Source organism: Nonomuraea spiralis (assembly GCF_014648435.1).
GTDB classification, from domain to species: Bacteria; Actinomycetota; Actinomycetes; order Streptosporangiales; family Streptosporangiaceae; genus Nonomuraea; species Nonomuraea spiralis.
This window is the reverse complement of record NZ_BMRC01000045.1, coordinates 14706-35531: the sequence shown is the minus strand read 5'-3', so window position 1 is coordinate 35531 and position 20826 is coordinate 14706. Positions and strand designations below refer to the sequence as shown.

Sequence of the window (20826 nt, the reverse complement as noted above, 5' to 3'; positions counted from 1 at the left end):
CGGCTCAGGGATGCTTAATCCGATTGTCAGCTCCTCAGCGCGATGAGCTTGCCGGTTTCGGCCTGGTCTTCCTTGCCGAACATCAGGGCGGCGGTCTTCTCCGCTGCGGCCGTGGCCACCTGCGGGTGGACGGAGGTGTAGGTGTCGGCGGTGAACGCGCTGGAGGTGTGTCCCAGCGTTTCCTGCACCACCTTCGTCTCAGGTGATCAACCTGCAGTAGCCCGTCGCGCGGGCGCCCCGCCAGGCGGCGCCCAGCAGCGCGGAGCAGGCGTTGGCGTGCCGTCGGTGGCCGGCCGGGTGACCTCGGCGGTGCGGCCGTCGTCGAAGGCCCGGGCGACGGGTCGTCCGACGAGCACGACGCCGACGAGGGTTCCGTCGGTGGTCTGGACGGCGATCGCGAACTTGGCACCGGGCGGCGGACCGAGACGCCGGTGGGCCCAGGCGACGAATGCGCGTGCGGTCCGGATCGTGACCGGCGAAACCACCAGCTGCGGGTTCCCCCGCCGCTCCGGATTCTGCTCGGCCTCACCGACCCCGACACGAAAGGTCGAACCTGCGCGGGAACGCCTGCCAGAGGTTGTCCACATGAGACGGACAGACGCCGGTGCGGGACGACCGCAGCCACAACGGTTTCGGGTCACGGTCACCGGGCAGGTGCCGCACCGTGAGCCGGATCAGCGTGCCTTCCAGCACGGGCAGGTCGCCGTGGTCCAGCCAGGCAGCCCGGCGGGGCAGGCGGGGATGCAACCGGTCCCACGCCAGGGCGTTCGCGGCGCCGTAGCGGGTCATACCGTGCGCAGGAAGTCGTCCAGCACGTCGAGGCCGCTGCGCAGGGACGCGATCGGCACGCGTTCGTCGACGCCGTGCATGCCGGCTGGTGTGCGGCCGTCGGGGTCCTCACCGAGCGGGGCGAAGCCGAAGCCCGCCATCCCCAGCTCGGCGAACGGCTTGGCGTCGGTGCCACCGCCCATGCAGAACGGGACGATCACGCCGTCCGGGTCGTGGCGCAGGACCGACGCGGCCATCGCGTCGTACCAGGCGTTGTCCCAGCCGGCCCCGATCGCGGGGCGGTAGGACAGGAATGACCGGGTGACGGACGGTCCCAGCAACTCGTCGATGACGGCGAGCTGTTCGTCCTCGGCGCCGGGCAGCGAGCGTACGTCGATCTCGGCGTGCGCCTCGCCTGGTACCACGTTGAACTTGTAGCCCGCGTCGAGCACGGTGACGTTCGTCGAGCAGCGCAGCGACGGCTCGACGTACTCGCGCAGCGGCCCGATCCGGTCGAGGACGGCCTCGACGCCCTCGTCGGAGGAGAGGTCGGCGTCGAGGCCGAGGGTCCGCACGGCGGTGTCGAGCAGCCGGCGCACCGGTGGCGTCAGCGCCAGCGGCCACCGGTGCGCCGAGATCCGGGCCAGGCCGGTCACCAGGTGGACGACGGGGTTGTCCGGGTTCGGGCGTGACCCGTGGCCCTCCGTACCGGTCGCGCGGACGCGCATGTGGAGGGAGCCACGCTCGGCGACAGCGATCGGGTAGAACCGCCGTACCGTCCCGTCGGGCGCCCGTACCGGCACGGGCCGCCCGCCCGACTCGCCGACGGCGGCGGTGACCCCGGCGAAGAGCTCGGGTCGGTTGCGTACCAGCCACTCGGCGCCGAGGGCACCGTCCTCCTCCTCGTCCGCGACGAAGGCGAAGACCACGTCGCGTCGTGGTCCGGTCGCGTCGGCCGCCCACCGCAGCAGGGTGGCGAGCATCATCGCGACCATGTCCTTCATGTCGGTCGCGCCGCGGCCCCACACGTACCCGTCCGCCACCCGGCCCTCGAACGGCGCCACCGTCCACCGCTCCGGCTCGGCGGGGACGACGTCGAGATGCCCGTGGACGAGCAGGCCGGGCAGCGACCGGTCGGCGCCCGGGACCCGGAGAACGACGTTGGCCCGGGTCGGCTCGGACTCGATGATCTCGGGGTCGTACCCCGCCCCGCGTAGGAGACCGGCGACGTACTCGGCCGCGGCCAGCTCGCCCTTGCTGCCCGCCTTGCCGTAGTTGCTGGTGTCGATCGCGATGAGGTCGGAGCAGATCGTCACGACGTCCGGGTGGTCTGTCATCGTTCTCCTGTCTTGGCTGGGTAGGTGATCAGGTAGCCGTGCCGCCGGTCGAAGGCGGCGATCTCGGCGCCGCCGGCCAGGGCCCCGGCCAGCACGTCCCGTACGCGGGCACGCCAGGCCCGCGCGAGAAGGGGGTTCTCGACCCGGACCCGTTCGATGTCCTCGGGGACCGGGACGAAGGCGGGCCCGCCGGTCCACGGCACCACCCGGAGCGCGTCGTCGCGGACCGTGATCAGCGGCCGATGGTCGCCCTCGGGCGGCCCGACGGCGGCGGGGGAGAGCAGGTCCCACTCGACGAACAGCCGGTCGCTGGCCTCGCCGCGGTTGAGCCCGTCGTGCATCGGGCCGTAGCAGTCGGGCAGGTAGTCCGTCGCCCGGGCGCCGAGCTTGACCAGGTTGAAGTACGCGTTGCGACGGACCAGGGGGTCGAACGTCCAGGTGATCGAGCCGATGCCGCGGCCCAGCGCCCAGTCGCGCTGGTGGCACTTGAGCAGGTAGCCGATCTGCTGGGCGCGGTACTTCGCCTCGACCCCGGTGATGTGGCTGTGCAGGGATCCGTTGTGCGGCGCGAGGAACCCGACCGCGGCACCGGCCAGATGCTCCCCGACGAATGCGACGGCGACGTAGTTGCCGGTCATGCTGAAGGCGCGCAGCAACGCGACGGTGATCTGGCTGGAGTCGGGCGCGCCGTCCCAGACCCGGTTGAAGAGGGCGGCGATCGCCTCGAGGTCGGCGAGCCCGGCCGCCTCGCGGACTGACACTCCGTGCTCCGGCATCATCGCCTGGCCTCGCCGAGCAGGTCGGCGAGCAGCCCGGTCAGCAGGGCGAGACGGTCGCCGAGCCGAGCCACGTCGACCCACTCGTGGCGGGCGTGCGCCCCGCCGCCCACCGCGCCCAGGCCGTCCAGGGTCGGCACCCCGGCAGCGGCCGTGAGGTTGCCGTCCGATCCGCCGCCGACCGCGACGCCGGCGAGCGGGCCGATGCCCAGCCGATCCGCCACGGCGCGGGCCCGCTCGAACAACCCGGCCGTCATCGTGGCATCGAGCGGCGGACGGTCGATGCCACCCTCCATCTCGACGGTGACGTCACCGTTCGCCGGCGCCAGGCCGCGGATCGCGGCGTCGACCCGCCGCAGCTCCTCGGTGGTCCGGGCGCGAACGTCGATCGTCAGCGTGGCCCGGTCCGGCACCGTGTTGACGGCCGTACCGGCGGAAGCCATCGTCGGCGTCACGCTGGTCCCCGCCGCGTCGTCGGCCAGCGCGGCGACGACGCCGACGGCGGCGCCCAGTGTGATCAGCGCGTTCGCGCCCAGGTGCGGTTCCAGGCCGGCGTGGGCCGCGCGTCCGGCGAAGGTCAGCTCGTAGTGGGCACGGCCCTTGCGCTCGGTCTTCAGAGCGCCGGAGTCGTCGCCGGCCTCCAGTACCAGGGCCGCGGCGCAGCCCCTGGCCTCATCCTCGATCAGCTCGCGGGAGGTCGGAGAGCCGAGCTCCTCGTCGCCGGTGACCAGCAGGGTGACCCCGAATGGGTCGTCGAGCGCGGCGATGGCGTGGAAGGCGAGGGCGAGGCCCACCTTCATGTCCAGGCACCCGGGCCCGCGGATCCGGTCGCCGGCCGTGCAGGGGATCGTGTCGATCGTGCCCAGCGGCCAGACGGTGTCGTGGTGCCCCAGCACGAGCACGCGAGGTGGTTCCTTTCCCCACCGCCAGCGCAGGTGGGTGCGGCCGGCGGTGACGATCGGCTCGGCGGGGCGGCCCAGGATCTCTTCGCCGACCCGCGCGACGCAGTCGGCGCTTCGGGCGACCGCGGCGAGGTCGGTGGAGGGTGACTCGCAGCGGATCATCCGGACCGACGCCGCGACGACGCCGGCGACCCGGGAGCGGGAGCCGACGGACAGTGCGTTCATGGGTTTTCCTCCGGCGCTTTGGACGGCGCCGCCAACGTTTCATCGGGTGCTGTGGCGACTCTTGTGGCCCGACATGAAAGGCGGTCCCGAGGTTGGGTGTTCGACACCGACGGCGGCCGGCGCCGCCGGTTAGCTTGCTCAAACGAGACGGGTCGCAGCGGGCGGCCCGCGTGTTCAGGAGGACCAGGTGACGGAACGGGTGGCGGACGTGGTCGTCGTGCCGGTCGGGACCGATGGGGCGGTGCCGGCCCCGGTCGCCGGCTTCCTCGCGGAGGCCGGCGTTGATGTTGACGTGCACGCGATCGGGGCTCGCCTCGGCCCGGCCGAGCCCGGCGACGTGGCCCGGGTCCCCATCCTCGACGGCCCCGACCTCGTCTACGTGACCGTCGGTGATCCCCGGCCGGGTCTGGCGTTCGACCACGTGCGGGCGGCCGCGATGGCGGCGGCCCGGCACTGCGGATCCGCGCCGGCGGTGCTCGACGCGATCGGGTGCTGGGAGGCCGACCCGGATTGCGCGGTCGCCGCGGCGGAGGGCTGGACCCTCGGCACGTACCGATACCGCCCCGACTGGACCGTCGCCGACCTGCTCGCCCGGCTCGACCCCGGTCCGCGTCGGCACGGGGGTTCGGAGCATGCCGTACGGGAAGGGGTCGCGCTCGGCGCGGCCGCCAACCTCGCTCGGGACCTGATCAACACGCCGCCCGGCCAACTCGTCCCGGCGCGGCTGGCGACCGTGTGCCAGGAACTCGGCGAGGCGCTCGGGTTCGAGGTACGCGTACACGACGCCGCGACGCTGGAGCGCGAGCGATTCGGCGGCATCGCCGGCGTGGGCCGGGGAAGCGTGCATCCGCCGTGCCTGATCGAGCTGCGACGCGGAGGCGACGGCCCGCACACGGCGCTCGTCGGCAAGGGCATCACCTTCGACGCGGGCGGCCTGTCGCTCAAGCCCACCCGGGGCATGCTCACCATGAAGGCGGACATGGCCGGCGCCGCCGCCGTTCTCGGCGCCCTCGTCGCGCTGGCCCGCCTGGGCTCCGACGCGCCGGTGCGGGCCTATCTGCCGTGCGCCGAGAACATGCCGGGCCCGGACGCGGTCCGGATCGGGGACGTCCTGCGCCATCGCGGTGGCCGGACCGTCGAGGTGACCAACGCCGACTGCGAGGGACGGCTCGTGGTCGCGGACGCCATGGCGTACGCCGTGGAGGCCGGCCCTGCCGCGATCGTCGACCTGGCGACGCTGACCTCGGCCACCGGCCTCGGCCCCGACATATGGGCCGGTTTCGGCACCGACGACGCCCTGCTGGCGCGGGTGCTGGCCGCCGGCGGCGCGGCCGGTGAGCCCGGGTGGGCGATGCCGATGTGGGAGCCCTACCGGGCCACCCTCGCCTCCGACGTGGCGGACACCCGGAACTTCGACCCGGACGCGCCCCAGCCGTACGGCGCCATCACCGCGGCGCTGTACCTCGAGCCGTTCGCGTCCGGCGTGCCGTGGGCGCACCTCGACCTCGGGCTCACGGTGATGCGCCCGGCCGCCGACGCCCGGTGGGCCGCAGGCGCCAACGGCCGCGGGGTGCGCCTGCTCACCCGCTACCTGACCGCCGGCGCGCCGGCACTGAAGGAGGACGCATGAGCGTCGTGGACGGTCCCTGGTTCGACGACCTCGCCGTCGGTGACACCTTCACCGCGCCGGCCGTCACGTTGGATGCCGGGCTCCATGCCCAGCACCGGGCGATCCTCGGCGACCGGCTCCGGCTCTGCCTCGACGAGACGCTCGCCGAGCGGGTCACCGGACGTCCCGGCCTCGCGTACCCCGGCGTGGTCTGGGACGTGGCCGTCGGCCAGTCGAGCGTCGTGACCCGCCAGGTGGTGGCGAACCTCTTCTACCGGGGGCTGCGGCCGCGGGCGACGCCGTACCTCGGCGACACCCTCGCCACCTCGACCGAGGTCGTCGCTCTCCGCCGGGTCCGGTCCCGGCCCGACCGGCCCGAGCGCGGCAAGGCGGTCCTGAGCATCGTGACCCGGGACCAGACCGGACGTGTCATCCTCGCTTTCGACCGGTGCGCGCTGCTGCCCTGCCGCGACGGGGCCGGACCGGCCCCGGAGGCGGGCCCCCACGTCGACGGCCTGTTCACCGCACCGTCCGTGCCGGACGTGGCGACGGCCCCCGACTGGCTCGCGCAGTGGTCGCTCAAGCCGCTGGCGCCCTCGCCCGGCGGGCCGCCTGCGGCCGGCGACACCTTCGAGCTGGCGGCCGGCGACGTCGTCTCGAGCGCGCCGGAACTGGCGCGGCTCACCGTCAACATCGCGGCGGTGCACCACGACGCGGAGGCCGCCGGCGGCCGCCGGCTCGTCTACGGCGGGCACACGATCGGGCTCGCGCTCAGCCAGACCTGCCGGATGATCCCGGGGCTGGTGACCGTGACCGAGTGGTTCGCGTGCGACCACGTCGCGCCCGTCTTCGAAGGCGACACGGTGCGCAGCCGCGTCACGGTGCGGGGCGTCACGCCCTACCGGGACGGCACCGCGATCGCCGTGCTCAACACCCAGACGTCGGTGGCCGGTCGCGGAGCCGTCCTCGACTGGACCTTCGCGGCGCTGGTCGCATGAGCACCGTACGAGGCCCGGCCTGGCTCTTCGTCCCGGGCGACCGCCCTGAGCGCTTCGCGAAGGCCGCGAGCGCCGCCGACCAGATCATCTGCGATCTGGAGGACGCCGTGGCGCCGACTGCCAAGCCGGCGGCCCGGGACCACGTCGCGGGCTGGCTCGCCGTCGGCGGATCCGCCTGGGTACGGGTGAACCCGGCAGGATCACCGTGGCATGCGGACGATCTGCGCGCGCTGGTCGGCTGCGCGGGCCTGCGGGGCGTGGTCGTGCCCAAGGCCGAGTCGGCGGCGGACCTGCAACGCGTGTGCGACCTGCTCCCGGTGCCGGCGGCGGCACTCGTCGAGTCCGCCGCCGGCGTCGGGCGAGTCGCCGAGATGCTCGCCGTCGAGCGGGTGGAGCGGCTCATACTGGGCACTGTCGACCTCGCCCTCGATCTCGGCTGCGAGCAGGAGTCCGACGTCGTCAGGCAGGTCCGGAGCCGGCTGGCTCTGGAGTCCCGCGCGGCTGGGAAGCCCGCGCCGGTGGACGGGGTGACCATGGCGCTGCGGGACTACGACGCCACGTTCGCCGACGCCGGGCGAGCGCGCCGCGAGGGCTACGCGGGCAAGCTCGCAGTCCATCCGGTCCAGGCCGGCGCGATCCGGGACGCCTTCGCGCCGTCGCCGGAGGAGGTGTCCTGGGCGCGCGAGGTGATCGCGGCGGCCGGGCAGGGTGCGGTCGCCGTCGGGGGCGTCATGGTCGACGCCCCGGTCGTCGAGCGCGCGCGCCGGATTTTGGCCGGCTCGGCCATCGATGAGAAAAGGGGAACTGGGGACTGAGATGGCGCACTTCGAGAGTAACGTCCTGTGGAACCCGGCGTGGTCGGCCCTCGACGGCTGGGCGGAACGCCCTCCGGACGCGATCGAGCACTTTCACCGATCGATCCCGGGATTCGCCGAGTCCGCGCTGGTGCCGGCGCCGGCGATCGCCGACCAGGTCGGCGTCGCGCACGTGCTCGTCAAGCACGAGGTCGAGCGCCTCGGCCTGCCGTCGTTCAAGGTCGTCGGTGCGAGCTGGGCCGTCAGCGTGGCGATCGCCGGCCACATCGGCCGCGTGCCCTTCCCGACGTTCGACGCGCTCGCCGAGGCGGCCGGCGCCCTGCGCGCCTCGATCGTCCTGTCGACCGCCACGGACGGCAACCACGGCCGCGCCGTCGCGTACCTGGCGCGCCGGCTGGGCCTGAACAGCCGGATCTTCGTGCCCGCGGACATGGCCGAGGCACGCGTCGATGCGATCCGCGGTGAGGGCGCCGAGGTCGAGGTGGTCGCCGGATCGTACGACGACGCCGTTCGCCGGTCGGCCGAGAGCGCGGAGCGGGACCGGCCCGACGGTCGGCACGAGCTGCTCGTCTCGGACACGTCGTGGCCCGGGTACACCCGGATCCCCGAGGCCGTGGCCGCCGGCTACTCGACGATCTTCGCCGAGACCCGGCGCCAGCTCGCCACGGAGCTCGGCTCGGACGCGTCGATCGACCTGGCGCTCGTCCCGGTGGGCGTGGGCGCGTTCGCCTCGGCCGCGGTCCGCAGCCTCGCGAGCGGGTCGTGCAGCGTCGTCACCGCCGAGCCGGCGGCGGCCGACTGCCTATGGCAGTCCCTGGCGGCCCGGGAACGGGTGACGGTGCCGGGACCGCACGAGTCCACGATGGCGGGGCTCAACTGCGGCGAGGTCTCGCTGGTGGCATGGCCGGCGCTGCAGCAGGGTGTCCGTGCCGCCACCCGGGTCTCCGACCTCGAGGTGGCCGCGGCCGTCCGCGACCTCGCCGCGCTCGGCGTCGCGACCAGCGAGAGCGGCGCGGCCGGCCTGGCCGGTCTCCGGCGGCTGCGGCTCGACTCGCGGGCGGGTTCGCTGCTGCGGCCCAGATCCACGCTCGTCCTCTTCGACACCGAGGGGGTCACCGATCCGGCCGGATACGAGGCGATCCTGGCCGGATCGTCGACGGCGCGGGGTCGTACCGAAGAAGGGTCGGGTCATGTCGCGGGTCGATGAGCTCATCGCGTACCTCTCCGAAGCCGTTCCCCGCGAAGCGAGGTCGCGGGGGATTCCGGGGGTCGCCGTAGGGTTGTGTGATGCCGACGGCGTCCTGTGGGCCGAGGGATTCGGCGGCGGCATCGGCGTCCGCACCATGTTCAGCGTCCAGTCGACGTCGAAGCTGGTCACCGCGACCGGCGTGCTGCTGGCCGTGCAGGAGGGCCTGGTCGACCTCGACCAGCCGATCCTGCGCCACCTGCCGGACTTCACCGTACACAGCGACTTCGAGGAGCGGCCCGAACGCCGGATCACCCTGCGCCACCTGCTGACCCACACCGCCGGCTTCACCCACGAGGCGCCGGTCGGGTCCAACTACGAGGTCGGCGACGCCACGTTCGAGGAGCACCTCGCCAGCATCCCCGAGACCTGGCTGCGGTTCCCCGTCGGCCACCACCACGAGTACTCCAACCTCGGGATCGACCTCGCCGGCCAGGTGGTGGCCACTGCAGCGGGGGAGACGTTCGCCGAGTTCATGCGCGGGCGGCTGTTCGAGCCGCTCGGTCTCACCCGGTCGACGTTCGACTTCGGCGCCTTCGACGGCGACGAGGACCGGGCGCTCGGGCACTCCCGCACGTTCGCCCGCGCGGGTCGCGACGTGCCCCGGCGAGTGCCGATGGTGCCGTCGGGCGGTCTCTACGCCAGCGTGGCGGATGTACTGCGCTACCTGCGATTCCAGTTGCGCGAGGGCGACGGCGTCCTACGGCCCGAGTTGGCCCGGCAACACCTGGACTTCCCGAGGCTGACCGAGGAGCAGACCCAGGGGTACGGGCTGGGGCTCTACGTCGACCGCTGGGCGCCCGGGGTCCGGGTGCTGCACCACGGCGGGTCCGGCTTCGGCTTCCTCTGCCAGGTGTTCTGGCTGCCGGACCTCGGCATCGGCGGTGCGGTGCTCACCAACTCCGTGGACCACGACCTGCAGAACGAGCTGGCGGCCGACATCGTCCGGCGGCTCGCGGACGGCCACGGCTCGCGGGCCACCCCACCCCCGGCGGCGGCTTCGCCTTACCCGCAGGACGCGGCCGGCCGGTACGTCGGGCGCCTTGGCGACATCCGGGACATCGTCGCCCGCGACGGCGAACTTCACGGCGTCGACGGCCGGTCCGTGTTCCTGCGCGACGCGGCCGGGCACGTCCGTTACCAGCTCGACGCCGTCACCGGCGATGTGCGGTACCGGACCGTCGTGCCCGAGCTCGGCCCGTCGACGCTCGAACCCGGCCTGGCCGGCGACTACGAATCCCGGGTCGGGGAGGTGCCGATGGCGCCGTACCGCCTGCGGCAGGACGGGGACCACGCCGTGATCGACCTGCCAAGCGGGGGCTCCCTCGACGACCCGATCACCCTGCAGCTCACCGCCGCCGGCCCGGGACGCTACCTGTCCGCGACCGGCGAGGTGCTGACGGTCGGCGACGCCGGCCCGGCGTACGCCAACATCCCCCTGACCCGGACCGAGGACTGAGGTGACCCTGATGGGTAAGGTATCCGCGCTGGAAGGCATCGAGATGCGGCGGCTCCGGCTGCCCCTGGTGTCGCCGTTCCGCACCTCCTTCGGCACCCAGACGACCAAAGACGTGCTGATCCTCCGCGCCGTCACCGCCGACGCCGAGGGCTGGGGCGAGTGTGTCGCCGCGCAGCACCCGCTGTACGCCTCGGAGTACGTCGGCGCGGCGATGATCACGCTGCGCGACTTCCTCGTGCCCGCGCTGCGCGACCTGCCCGCCATCGACGTCAACCTCGTCAGCGCCGCGCTGGATCGCTTCCGCGGGCACCGGATGAGCAAAGCGGCGCTCGAGATGGCGGTCTGGGACGCCGAGCTACGGGGTCTGGGGATGCCGCTGAGCCGCGCGCTCGGCGCCGTCCACACGTCGGTGCCGTCGGGCGTCTCGGTCGGCATCATGGACACCCTCGACGAACTGGTCACCGCGGTCGGCGCCTACCTGGCCGACGGATACCGGCGGATCAAACTCAAGATCGAGCCAGGCTGGGACGTCGCGGCGGTGCGCGCGATCCGGGACGAGTTCGGCGACATCCCGTTGCAGGTCGACGCGAACGCGGCGTACACGCTCGCCGACGTCGACCAACTCCGGAAACTGGACGATTTCGACCTGCTGCTCATCGAGCAGCCGATGGCCGAGGAGAACGTGCTGGGCCACGCCGAGCTGGCCCGCCACCTGCGAACCCCCATCTGCCTGGACGAGTCGATCACCTCCGCCCGGGCCGCGGCCGACGCGATCAGACTGGGCGCGTGCCGTGTCGTCAACATCAAGGCCGGCCGGGTGGGCGGCTACCTCGAGGCCCGGCGCGTGCACGACCTCTGCCAAGCCCACGACGTCCCGGTCTGGTGCGGCGGCATGGTCGAGACCGGCCTGGGCCGCGCCGCGAACGCCGCCCTGGCCGCCCTGCCCGGCATGCGGCTACCAGGCGACATCTCCGCCTCGTCGCGCTTCTACCACCAGGACATCACCCCGCCCCTCGAACTCAGCGACGGCTACATGTCAGTCCCAGAAGGCCCAGGCCTGGGCGTCACCCCCGACCCCGAAGCCCTCGCCGCAGCAACAGTTCACACCGAGTGGCTGCCCCTATAGGAGGCCGCTGAAGAATCGGCGTGTCGTCTGTAGTGATTTATGCCGATATGCGATGATTTCTGGGTGCGGGGTGTGGAGCGTGCAGACCGGGAGCTTCTCGACGCCGCCGCGCTGTTCCCGGACGAGCAGTTCGCTGATCTGTTTCCGTCCGGGAAGGGCCGTCCATCGATGCCGGCGTCGGTGGCGGCCTCGATCCTGACGTTGCAGACGTTGCTGGACCTGTCGGACGCCGACACCACCGACACTGCGGTGATCAAACCAAAGCCGTCGCAGCCGCATCCGACCGACCACCGCGCACCCGGGCCACCCACCGACCTCGGGCTGAGCAGACCGATGAAACGCTGACATTCAGCGGCCTCATAGACAGCGGCGACCGCTACCGCCCATCCCGCAGTGACCCCGAAGCCCCGTACAGATGGTGCTGCCGCACCAGATCGAGCAGGCCGATAGTGCCGTGGAACAAGATCGGGCCAACCGGCCGTGGTTAGAATCACAGCTGTGGGGCACCCGGAACAGCCGGAAGCATCCGTCGTGGTAGACGGACCGTCGATCACGCTGGCCCGGATCCTGGAGGACGCCGGCCACACCCTGCTCCGCCCGGCGTTCGACGGCCAGGACCTCGACCGGATCGTCGACGGCCTGGTGATCTTCGACCCGGCCGACCAGGTCGCCTGGTCGCGGCGCCCCCTGGTTCTTGCCGTCGGGGTCCAGGCTGGTGAGCAGCTCACCGCCCTCAGCGAGCGGGTGGCCCGCCAGGGCGGCGCGCTCATCGTCCACGAGAGCGCCGTCGCCTCGCTGACCGGCCCGCGGACCGCCGTGCCGGTGCTCGCGCTCGGCAACGAGAACTCCTGGATCCAGCTCGCCGCGACCCTCGCGCCGCTGATGAACGGCTCGTCCGGCCCCGCGCTCGCGGCGCCGCTCGGTGGCGTCCCGACCGGCGACCTGTTCGCCCTGGCGAACGCGATCGCCGAGATCCTCGACGCGCCGGTCACGGTCGAGGACCGGGACTCCCGGGTGCTCGCCTTCTCGATCCGGCAGGAGGAGGCGGACCCGTCGCGCATCGGCGCGATCCTCAACCGCCAGGTCACGCCCTGGGCCACGCAGGATCTCACCGAGCGCGGCATCTTCCGCCAGTTGTACCGCACCCAGGAGCCGCTCTTCGTCGATCCGCCCGAGAGCGGGTACGGCGGTTTCACGATGCCCCGCGTCGTGCTGGGCATCCGGGCCGACGACGAGATCCTGGGCTCAGTGTGGGCCGCGGTCCCCGGTCCGCTCTCGGACGAGCGGATGCAGGCCTTCCGCGAGCTGCAGGGCACGGTCGCCGTGCACCTGCTGAGCCACCGCGCGAACGCCAACGTGGAGCGCCGAATGCGTTCGGACCTTACCGCCCAGGTCCTGGCCGGCGGCCCGGAGGCGGAGGAGGTCGCGGCCCGGCTGGGCCTGCCCCACCGCCCGATGCTGGTGCTCGCGGTCGCGCTCCCGGACGGCGAGGACGAGCCCGCACGCCTGCGCGGCGACCGCGCGGCCGAGCTGCTGCGCATCGGTGACGCGTTCGACATGCACCTCGGCACCGTCCAGCCGGGCGCCTCCGCCGCGCTGGTCGGCGACGTCGTGTACGGGATCGTTCCACTGCCCCCGGCCGCCGACCCGCATTCGGACCGCGGTCAGCGGATGGCGAAGGACTTCCTCGCCCGGGTAGGGCGGCGGTCCGCCGCGGTGATCGGGGTCAGCGCCGTCGCGCCCGACGCCTACGCCCTCCCACGGGCCCGGGAGGAGGCCGACCGCGCGCTGCGGCTGGCCCGCAGCGCGCAGCAGGGCGACCGCGTCTGCTCGACGGTCGAGCACGCGTACGAGCTGCTCATGATGGAGATGAGCGACCTGGTGTCGGCGCGGGGGATGGGCCTCAGCGGGCCGCTCGCCCGCCTCGTCGAGCAGGACGAGCGCCACGGGTACCTGGTGCCGACACTGCGCGCGTGGCTGGACCACTTCGGCGACAACATCGCCGCGTCGGCGTCGCTGCACGTCCACCCCAACACGTTCCGCTACCGCCTGAAGCGGGTCGCGGAGGTCTCCGGGATAAGCCTGGACAACCACGACGAGCGGCTGTCGCTGATGCTCCAGTTCCGGCTCTTCATGCGCTCCTGACCGGCAGCCTCGTCGCGCGACGCTACCCGGCGCCCGCAATTTCGTGCCGCGACACCAGCGCCGCCGCCCCCGGACTTGTGACGATCAGCGGTGTCCGGCATCCAGGCAACCGACGAGAGGACCGGTGTGAACCGCTATCTGACTGTCGACGACATCCGGCGGATCGACGTACCCAAGCAACCGGCGATCAGCCCGGACGGCAGCGCGGTCGCCTACGTCGTCCAGACCGACGACCTCGACGCGGACCGCGTCGAGCAGACCCTGTGGCTGGTGCCCACCGGCGGCGGGAACCCGCGCCGCCTGACCGACGGCGTCGGCGACTGCGCCCCGGACTGGTCGCCGGACGGCCGGCTGCTCGCCTTCCTGCGCACCACCGACGGCCGGCCCCAGATCTGGCTGCTCGACGTCGGGACGTCCGAGGCGCGGCAGCTCACCCGCCGGCCCGGCGGAGCGGGCGCCCCGGCGTTCAGCCCGGACGGCTCGCGGCTGCTGTTCACCGCGCCGGCCGATCCCCCGGAGTCCGAGGGCACGTGGGCGTGGGGCGCGCCGGTCGTGAGCCGTCGCCTCGACTACTACGCTGACGGCGCCGGCGTGCTGAGCGCCCCGCGGCAGCACATCCACGTCGCCGACGTCGGCACGGGCGGATGCGAGCAGATCACCGCCGGCGAGTGGAGCGCATCCGGGGCGGCCTGGTCGGCGGACGGCACCCGGATCGCCTTCTCCGCCGCCATGTCCGCGGACGCCGACCTCACCCGGCAATCCGCCGCGTACACCATCGACCTCGGCGACCCCGGACGGGTCCCGCGGCCGGCGGGCCCGGAATCCGGCAGCGCCGGGCCGCTCGCCTGGACGGGCGACGGCACCCGGCTGCTGGTCTGCGGCCACCCGGAGGGGCCCGCGCGCTTCACCGGCCTGCTCCTCGTCGATCCGGCGGACGGCACGGCCCGGCACCTCACCGAGCAGATGGACCGGCAGGTCATGTACGGCGCGCCCGGTTATCCCGGCTCGACGCCGCGCGTGGTGCCGCAGCTCGGAACGGTCCTGTTCTGCGTGCGCGAGGGCGGCTACGTCGTGCCGTACACCATGCCCGAGACCGGCGGCACCCCCACCGCGCTGCTCGCGGCGCCCGACCAGAACGTCTCGAGCCTGAGCGTGGCCGGCACACTGGTCGCGTTCCTCGGCAACGGGCCGGACACGTTCGGCGAGATCTACGTCCTGGATCTCACGACCGGCACGTCGACCCAGCTGACCAACCATCGCGAGCGGCTCGGCGACCGGCGTCCGGCCCCGCGCGCCGAGCGTACGTTCACCATCTCCGATGGGACGGCCGTCACCGGATGGGTCATGCGCGACCCCGACGCCACCGGCCCGCAGCCGCTGCTGCTGGACATCCACGGCGGCCCGCACAACGCCTGGAACGGCGCCGCGGAGGCCGTGCACCTCTACCACCACGAGCTCGTCGCGCGCGGCTGGACCGTACTGCTGCTCAACCCGCGGGGAAGCGACGGCTACGGCGAGGAGTTCGCCCGCGCCGTGAGTGGCCGGTGGGGAACCTCGGACACCGCGGACTTCCTCGAACCCCTCGAAGAGCTCGTCGCCGAGGGGCTCGTCGACGACAACCGCATCGCGGTGACCGGTTACAGCTATGGCGGCTACATGACCTGCTACCTCACCAGCCGCAGCGACCGGTTCGCCGCGGCCGTCGGCGGGGGCGTCATCAGCGATCTGCGCAGCGCCGCCGGCACGACCGACAACCGGCGCGCCCTGTCGACCAGCGAGTGGGGCGGCGCGTTCTGGGCGGACGCCGAGAACTACGCGGCGATGTCGCCCATCACCCACGTGGCCGACGTACGCACTCCCACGCTGCTCCTGCACGGCGGTGCGGACGTCCGCTGCCCGCTCGACCAGGCCAGGCAGTGGCACACGGCGCTGCGCGAGCTCGGCGTGCAGACCGAGATCGTGATCTACCCGGAGGCGTCGCACAACATGCTGTTCAACAGCCCGCCCCGGTTCCGGCGCGACTACAACGCCCGGGTCGTGGACTGGGTGACAAGGTACGCCGGCTGATGCGCGTCTCGGGAATTCTGGCGGTGCCCGGCATCGGCACCTACAGCAACGACGACCAGGCGGCGATCAAGGCCGGGGCGGTACGCGACGGCTACTTCTACGACGGCCCCGCGCTCACCCCGGGCTACCGCGCGATCCGCCAGCCCAGCGAGTCGCTGCAGATTCTGCTCTTCCTCGACGACGACCGCGTGGCCACCGGGGCCGGGGTGTCGGTGCAGTACGCCGGCGGCTCCGGACGCGAGCCCGTCCTGCTGGCGGAGGCGGCCCGCGACCGCTGGCTGCCGGTGCTGCGCGACGTCCTGCTGGACGCGACCGTGGACTCGTTCCGGGAGACCTCCGCCCTGATCGCGCCGCTCGGGCTGCCGCGAGCGGTCGCGTACGGGGTCAGCCAGGCCCTGCTCGATGCGGCAGCGAACGCCACCCGGCGCACGATGGCCGAGGTGGTCGCCGCCGAGTACGGCGGCGCCGATCCGATCGGTCCAGTCCCGCTGCTCGCCCAGTCCGGCGAGGACCGGCGGGGCGCGGTCGACCGGATGGTGCTGCGCCGGGTCGAGAGCCTGCCGCACGGGCTGATCAACAACGCCGATCTGCTCGTCGGGCCCGGCGGCCACCTGCTGCTGGACTATGTCGGCTGGGTACGCGACCGGGTGCTGGCGCGGCGCCCGGACGACGACTACCAGCCGGTGATCCACATCGACTGCTACGGCACCCTCGGCGACGTCTTCCCCTCCACGGCCGAGGTGGCCGGCTTCCTCGCCCGGCTGGCCGAGAAGTGCGCGCCGTTCCCGCTGCGCGTCGAGCAGCCGATGCGCGCGGCGTCGCGGGAGGCCCAGATCGACGTCCTCCTGCGCCTGCGCGAACACGAAACCGGCGTCCAGATCGTCGCCGACGAGTGGTGCAACACCCACGAGGACGTGCTGGCCTTCCTCGACGCGCGGGCGGCCGACATGATCCAGATCAAGATGCCCGACGTCGGCAGCCTCGACGACGCCGTGCGGTCCGTTCTCGCCTGCCGGGCCGCGGGCGTCGCGGCGTACCTCGGAGGGTCGTGCACCGAGACCGACCTGTCGGCCCGCATCGCCACCCACGTCGCGATGGGCGCGGGCGCGGACGTGCTGCTGGCCCGGCCCGGCATGGGCGTTGACGAGGCAGTGATGGTGACCAGGAACGAGATGGCACGCACCCACGCGGTCATCGAGCACAGGAGCAGACGTGACGGGACTCAGTGACATCAGGATCATCGCCGTCGAGCAGTACGGCGCCGGCCCGTTCGGATCGTTGCACCTCGCCGAGCTCGGCGCCGACGTGATCAAGATCGAGGACGCGCGTACGGGCGGCGACATCGGGCGGCATGTCCCGCCGTTCGCCGAGGACGACGACAGCCTCTTCTTCCAGAGCTTCAACCGGAACAAGCGCAGCATCTGCCTCGACCTCTCGGTTCCGGCCGGCGTGGCGGTGCTGCACCGCCTCGTCGAGGGCGCCGACGCGCTCATGTACAACCTGCGCGGGGACGTGCCGGACAAGCTCGGCCTCCGGTACGCCGACCTGAGCCACCTCAATCCGCGGCTGGTGGTCTGCTCGCTGTCCGGTTACGGGATGACCGGGCCGCGGCGGGCGGAGCCGGCGTACGACTACGTCGTCCAGGGGCTCGCCGCGTGGATGGACCTGACCGGCGACCCGGCCGGACCGCCGACCAAGAGCGGCCTTTCGCTGGTCGACTACTGCGGCGGAGTCGTCGCGGCGATGTCGTTGCTGGCCGGGATCCACGTCGCCCGGCGCGACGGCGTCGGCGGCGAGTGCGACGTCAGCCTCTTCGACACGGCGATGGCGATGCTCTCCTACCCGGCGACCTGGTTCCTCACCCGGGGGCACGAGACCCGCCGCAAGACCCGGTCGGCGCACCCCTCCGTAGTGCCGTTCGGCGCCTACCCCACCGCGGACGGCTGGTTGATGCTCGCCTGCGTCAAGCCGGTGTTCTTCGAGCGCCTGACCAAGGTGCTGGGCGTCGCCGAGGTCGCCGCCGATCCCCGGTTCGCGACGCTCGCCGGCCGCCAGGCGCACCAGGCCGACCTGGACGCGGTGCTGGACTCCGCCCTGTCCCGGCACGGCACCGACCACTGGGTCGGCCTGCTGTCGGCGGCGGGCGTGCCGTGCGGCCCGGTCAACGGGCTGCGCGAGGCCTTCGAGGAGCCGCAGGCCGCGCAGCGCGGCCTGGTCGTCGACACCGAACACCCCAGCTTCGGTACGGTACGGCACGTGCGCACGGCGGGACGCGCCTGGTGGGAGAACCCGGCGCCGGACCGCGCGCCGGGCCTCGGCGAGCACCGCGAGCAGATCCTGCGGGAGGAACTCGGCATGAGCGCCGCGGAACTGGCCGATCTTGCACGGGGCGGCGCCTTCGGCGGTGAACGGTGAGCGGCGCTCCCGCCGCCGTGGTGGCGCTCGCCACCCGGCTGAACGCTTTCACCCAGCTGATCGAGGACGGCATCGCGGCCGAGAAGAACGGCCCGATGGCGGGCTGGACCATCGCGGTCAAGGACAACATCGACGTCGCCGGGACGGTGCGCACCGACGGGCTCCGCGGCCCGCATCCGCCCGCGGCGGTGATCGACGCGGAGGTGGTGCGCCGGCTGCGGGCCGCCGGCGCGCGGATCGTCGCCAAGGCGAACCTCGAGGAGATCAGCTTCGGGGCGACCACGCAGAACGACACGTGGGGCGCCTGCCGCAACCCGTGGGACCCGGACCGGATCCCCGGCGGCTCGAGCGGCGGGTCGGCCGTCGCGGTCGCCGCGGGCCTGGTCCGGCTCGCGATCGGCACGGACACCGGCGGCTCACTGCGCAACCCGGCCGCGTTCTGCGGGGTGACCACGCTGCGCCCGAGCCACGGGCTGGTGCCGACGCTGGGAGTAACGCCGCTGAGCCCCAGCATGGACGTCGTCGGGCCGCTCGCGCGTAGTGCGGCCGAGGCCCGCATCGCCCTGGAGGTCATGGCCGGCACGGGCTCGCGGCCCCTTCCGCCGCGGGACCTGTCCAGCCTGACCGTGGCCGTACCCGAGCAGTACTTCCTCGACGACCTGGAGCCGGCGGTCGCCGCCGGCTTCCGCGACCTGCTCGACCTGCTGGGCGCGCACGGCGCGAAGATCCGGCGGGTGGCCCTGCGCGACGTCGATCGGGTGCACCAGGCGATGGCCGCGCTGCAGAACTCCGAGGCGATCCGTCACCTCCGGCCGTACTGGCACGACGCCCGCGTCTGCGCCGGGATCAAGGGGCGGATCGAGGCGGGCCGCCGGGTCACCACCGAGGAGATCGAGAGCGCGCTGGCGGTGGCCTTCGATTGGCGGGCCCGGGTCGACGAGGTGCTCGCCGAGGCCGACGTCATCGCCGTGCCGGCCACGCCCTTCGTCGCGCCCGTTGCCGGGGACGGCGATCTCACCCTCGTCAGCCGGCGGATCAACCAGCTCACCGGCTGCTGGTCGGTCACCGGCCTGCCCGTCCTCGGCCTGCCGGTGTCGCCCTCGCCGGCCGGGCTGCCGGTCGGCGCACAGCTGGTCGGCCGGCGCGGCGCCGACCGGGCCCTGCTCGTGGTGGGCGAAGCCGTGCAGGCGGTCAGCGACTGGCATCGCCGCCGCCCGCCCGGCGCGCTACCCGACGACGCCTGGTAGTGCCGCGGCGACGTGCGCCTCCAGCAAGGGCAGAGGCAGCTGCCCCGCGCCGAGCACCACGTCGTGGAACCGGGCCAGGTCGAAGCCGGCACCCTGCCGGCGCTCGGCCTCCCGCCGGATCCGGACGATCTCGAGCCGGCCGACCAAGTAGGCCAGGGCCTGGCCCGGCGTCACGATGTACCGGTCGACCTCCGCGTCGATGTGCCCCGGGCTCAGCGGGGAGTGCTCGGCCAGGAAGCGCTTGGCCCGCTGCCGGCTCCAGCCCTTGGCGTGCAGGCCGGTGTCGATGACCAGGCGGCAGGCCCGCAGCGAGTCGAACGACAGCATGCCCAGCCGGTCCAGCGGGCTGCTGTAGAGGCCCATCTCGTCGGCGAGTCGTTCGGCGTACAGCCCCCAGCCCTCGAGGAAGCCGGTGACCGTGGTGGTGCGGCGGAACTCCGACAGCTCGGTGAGCTCGGCGGCGAGGCCCATCTGCAGGTGGTGCCCGGGAACGCCCTCGTGGAAGGCGAGGGCCTCAACCTCGTACCGGGCCCAGGCACGCGGATCGGAGACGTTGATGACGAACGTCCCGCCCCGCGAGCCGTCCTTCGGCGCAAGCATGTACTGGCCGAGCGATCCGCTCGTCGCCGCCTCGACCGCGCACGCGGCGCGCGGCAGCCGCCCGAACCAGCCCGGGGCGCGGTCGGTCGCCCGGGCCAGGGCGACCTCCGCGGCGCGTACGAGGCCGGCGGCGTCGTCGAAGTGCAGGGCCGGGTCGTCGCGCATCCTGGCCATGACGGCGGGCACGTCCGAGGTGCCGAAGACCTCCCGGCCGAGGGCGGCGTACTCCTCGTCCAGGGCCGCGACCTGGGCGAGCCCGGTCTCGTGGATGCGGTCAGGGTGGAGGTCGGTGGTGGTGTGCGAGCGGACCAGGGTGGCGTAGACGCGATCGCCGTCGTCGAGCCAGCACAGCCCGCACCGCTCGTCGGGCCGCGCGGACGGCGCGACCTCCCATGTCAACGCGTTGGCATAGTCGGCCAGCGCGGGGCGCACCACCTCGCCGACCACCGCGCGCAGGTGATCCGTGCGCGCGGCGCGGTCGACGGCCAGCAGCGGGTCGTCCTCGAGCGGGGTGTGCAGCCACTTCCGCACCCTGTCCACGGTGTCCGCCACGGCGAAGGCGACCGGGGTACGGCCGGCCGCGCGGCCCGCAGCGAGACGCTCCAGCCTGTCGCGCAGATTGCGCGCGAAGCCGCGGTACTTCTTCGGCAGGGCGCCGGCCACCTCGGCGGACGGGAGCGCCAGCTTGGCGACCTGGCCCGGGAACTGGGTCACCGGCCCGAAGAGCGGGTCGACGTCGAGCTCGGCGAACCGGTGTTCGAGCACGTCGGCTCTGGTCGCGGCCTGCCAGGCGAGGACCGCGCCGTCGAGCGAGACGGGTGTGCCGTCCGGCGTACGGGCGAGCGCGGCGGCGGCATGTGCCACCTCGCGCAGGTCGCGGAGCTCGGCCGCCTCGGCCGTCGCGCTGACGTCCTCGAAGTGCCCCGCCACCGAGTACTCACCGATCAGGTGCGCCCAGGTGGGCGCCGTGCGGTACCGGAGCTCCTGGTACCGCTTGCCGAGGCTTTCGACGTCCACCAACCCGGACCCCTCCGTCATTTGATCCACGTTTCACCTAGTCGGGTACGGTCTGACGGACGACGTTAAAGTGA

At 73.2% G+C, this 20826-nt stretch carries 18 protein-coding genes and 1 pseudogene; 12 read left to right on the top strand and 7 right to left on the bottom strand.

Features of this window, described 5'->3' with window-relative positions; translation table 11 throughout:
* Window positions 1–26: 26 nt before the first annotated feature.
* From IEZ27_RS49680 to IEZ27_RS49660, 6 genes are read right to left on the bottom strand one after another with little or no spacing between them, the layout of a single operon-like run.
* The gene (locus tag IEZ27_RS49680) at window positions 27–188 is read right to left on the bottom strand and encodes a hypothetical protein (protein ID WP_189653655.1); all 162 of its coding nucleotides are present in this window, start codon (window positions 186–188) and stop codon (window positions 27–29) included.
* A gap of 18 nt (window positions 189–206) precedes the next feature.
* Window positions 207–587: an XF1762 family protein gene (locus IEZ27_RS55700; protein WP_379478723.1), complete on the bottom strand. Its 381-nt coding sequence runs from the start codon at window positions 585–587 to the stop codon at window positions 207–209.
* Window positions 526–789, bottom strand: coding sequence for a hypothetical protein (locus IEZ27_RS49675; protein WP_189653654.1), 264 nt, complete (start codon window positions 787–789; stop codon window positions 526–528). The genes IEZ27_RS55700 and IEZ27_RS49675 overlap by 62 nt, the downstream gene beginning before the upstream one ends.
* Complete coding sequence (locus IEZ27_RS49670) at window positions 786–2105, bottom strand: M20/M25/M40 family metallo-hydrolase (protein ID WP_189653653.1); 1320 nt, start codon at window positions 2103–2105, stop codon at window positions 786–788. The genes IEZ27_RS49675 and IEZ27_RS49670 overlap by 4 nt, the downstream gene beginning before the upstream one ends.
* Entirely contained in the window at window positions 2102–2866 is a 765-nt protein-coding gene (locus tag IEZ27_RS49665) for a GNAT family N-acetyltransferase (protein WP_229825049.1), read from the bottom strand. Before IEZ27_RS49665 ends, IEZ27_RS49670 begins: the two co-directional genes overlap by 4 nt.
* A 14-nt stretch (window positions 2867–2880) precedes the next feature.
* Complete coding sequence (locus IEZ27_RS49660; RefSeq protein ID WP_189653651.1) at window positions 2881–4008, bottom strand: M20/M25/M40 family metallo-hydrolase; 1128 nt, start codon at window positions 4006–4008, stop codon at window positions 2881–2883.
* 187 nt (window positions 4009–4195) lie between these two features.
* On the opposite strand from IEZ27_RS49660, the gene IEZ27_RS49655 reads away from it, so the two are divergent.
* The 12 genes and pseudogenes from IEZ27_RS49655 (at window position 4196) to IEZ27_RS49600 (ending at window position 19135) form a co-directional block, all read left to right on the top strand.
* The gene (locus IEZ27_RS49655; protein ID WP_189653650.1) at window positions 4196–5638 is read left to right on the top strand and encodes a leucyl aminopeptidase family protein; all 1443 of its coding nucleotides are present in this window, start codon (window positions 4196–4198) and stop codon (window positions 5636–5638) included.
* The gene (locus IEZ27_RS49650) at window positions 5635–6615 is read left to right on the top strand and encodes a MaoC family dehydratase (RefSeq protein ID WP_189653649.1); all 981 of its coding nucleotides are present in this window, start codon (window positions 5635–5637) and stop codon (window positions 6613–6615) included. The genes IEZ27_RS49655 and IEZ27_RS49650 overlap by 4 nt, the downstream gene beginning before the upstream one ends.
* The gene (locus tag IEZ27_RS49645) at window positions 6612–7430 is read left to right on the top strand and encodes an HpcH/HpaI aldolase/citrate lyase family protein (protein ID WP_189653648.1); all 819 of its coding nucleotides are present in this window, start codon (window positions 6612–6614) and stop codon (window positions 7428–7430) included. The genes IEZ27_RS49650 and IEZ27_RS49645 overlap by 4 nt, the downstream gene beginning before the upstream one ends.
* Window position 7431: 1 nt before the next feature.
* Complete coding sequence (locus IEZ27_RS49640) at window positions 7432–8637, top strand: pyridoxal-phosphate dependent enzyme (protein ID WP_189653647.1); 1206 nt, start codon at window positions 7432–7434, stop codon at window positions 8635–8637.
* A complete protein-coding gene (locus IEZ27_RS49635) occupies window positions 8621–10135 on the top strand; it encodes a serine hydrolase domain-containing protein (protein ID WP_189653646.1) in 1515 nt (504 codons plus the stop codon). Before IEZ27_RS49640 ends, IEZ27_RS49635 begins: the two co-directional genes overlap by 17 nt.
* A 10-nt stretch (window positions 10136–10145) precedes the next feature.
* On the top strand, window positions 10146–11261 hold the full coding sequence (gene menC / locus IEZ27_RS49630; RefSeq protein ID WP_189653645.1) for an o-succinylbenzoate synthase: 1116 nt from the start codon (window positions 10146–10148) through the stop codon (window positions 11259–11261).
* 63 nt (window positions 11262–11324) lie between these two features.
* Window positions 11325–11504, top strand: a pseudogene (locus tag IEZ27_RS54605) (IS5/IS1182 family transposase); the annotation flags it as partial.
* Window positions 11505–11792: 288 nt separating this feature from the next.
* Window positions 11793–13406: a PucR family transcriptional regulator gene (locus tag IEZ27_RS49620; protein WP_189653643.1), complete on the top strand. Its 1614-nt coding sequence runs from the start codon at window positions 11793–11795 to the stop codon at window positions 13404–13406.
* A gap of 126 nt (window positions 13407–13532) precedes the next feature.
* Window positions 13533–15473, top strand: a complete 1941-nt coding sequence (locus IEZ27_RS49615) for a S9 family peptidase (protein WP_189653642.1) — start codon at window positions 13533–13535, stop codon at window positions 15471–15473.
* A complete protein-coding gene (locus tag IEZ27_RS49610; RefSeq protein WP_189653641.1) occupies window positions 15473–16702 on the top strand; it encodes a methylaspartate ammonia-lyase in 1230 nt (409 codons plus the stop codon). Before IEZ27_RS49615 ends, IEZ27_RS49610 begins: the two co-directional genes overlap by 1 nt.
* Complete coding sequence (locus IEZ27_RS49605; protein WP_189653640.1) at window positions 16686–17888, top strand: CaiB/BaiF CoA transferase family protein; 1203 nt, start codon at window positions 16686–16688, stop codon at window positions 17886–17888. The genes IEZ27_RS49610 and IEZ27_RS49605 overlap by 17 nt, the downstream gene beginning before the upstream one ends.
* On the top strand, window positions 17885–19135 hold the full coding sequence (locus IEZ27_RS49600; protein ID WP_189653639.1) for an amidase: 1251 nt from the start codon (window positions 17885–17887) through the stop codon (window positions 19133–19135). Before IEZ27_RS49605 ends, IEZ27_RS49600 begins: the two co-directional genes overlap by 4 nt.
* Here IEZ27_RS49600 and IEZ27_RS49595 read toward each other — a convergent pair.
* A complete protein-coding gene (locus IEZ27_RS49595; RefSeq protein ID WP_189653638.1) occupies window positions 19115–20773 on the bottom strand; it encodes a DUF885 domain-containing protein in 1659 nt (552 codons plus the stop codon). The genes IEZ27_RS49600 and IEZ27_RS49595 overlap by 21 nt on opposite strands.
* Between the last annotated feature and the right edge of the window lie 53 nt (window positions 20774–20826).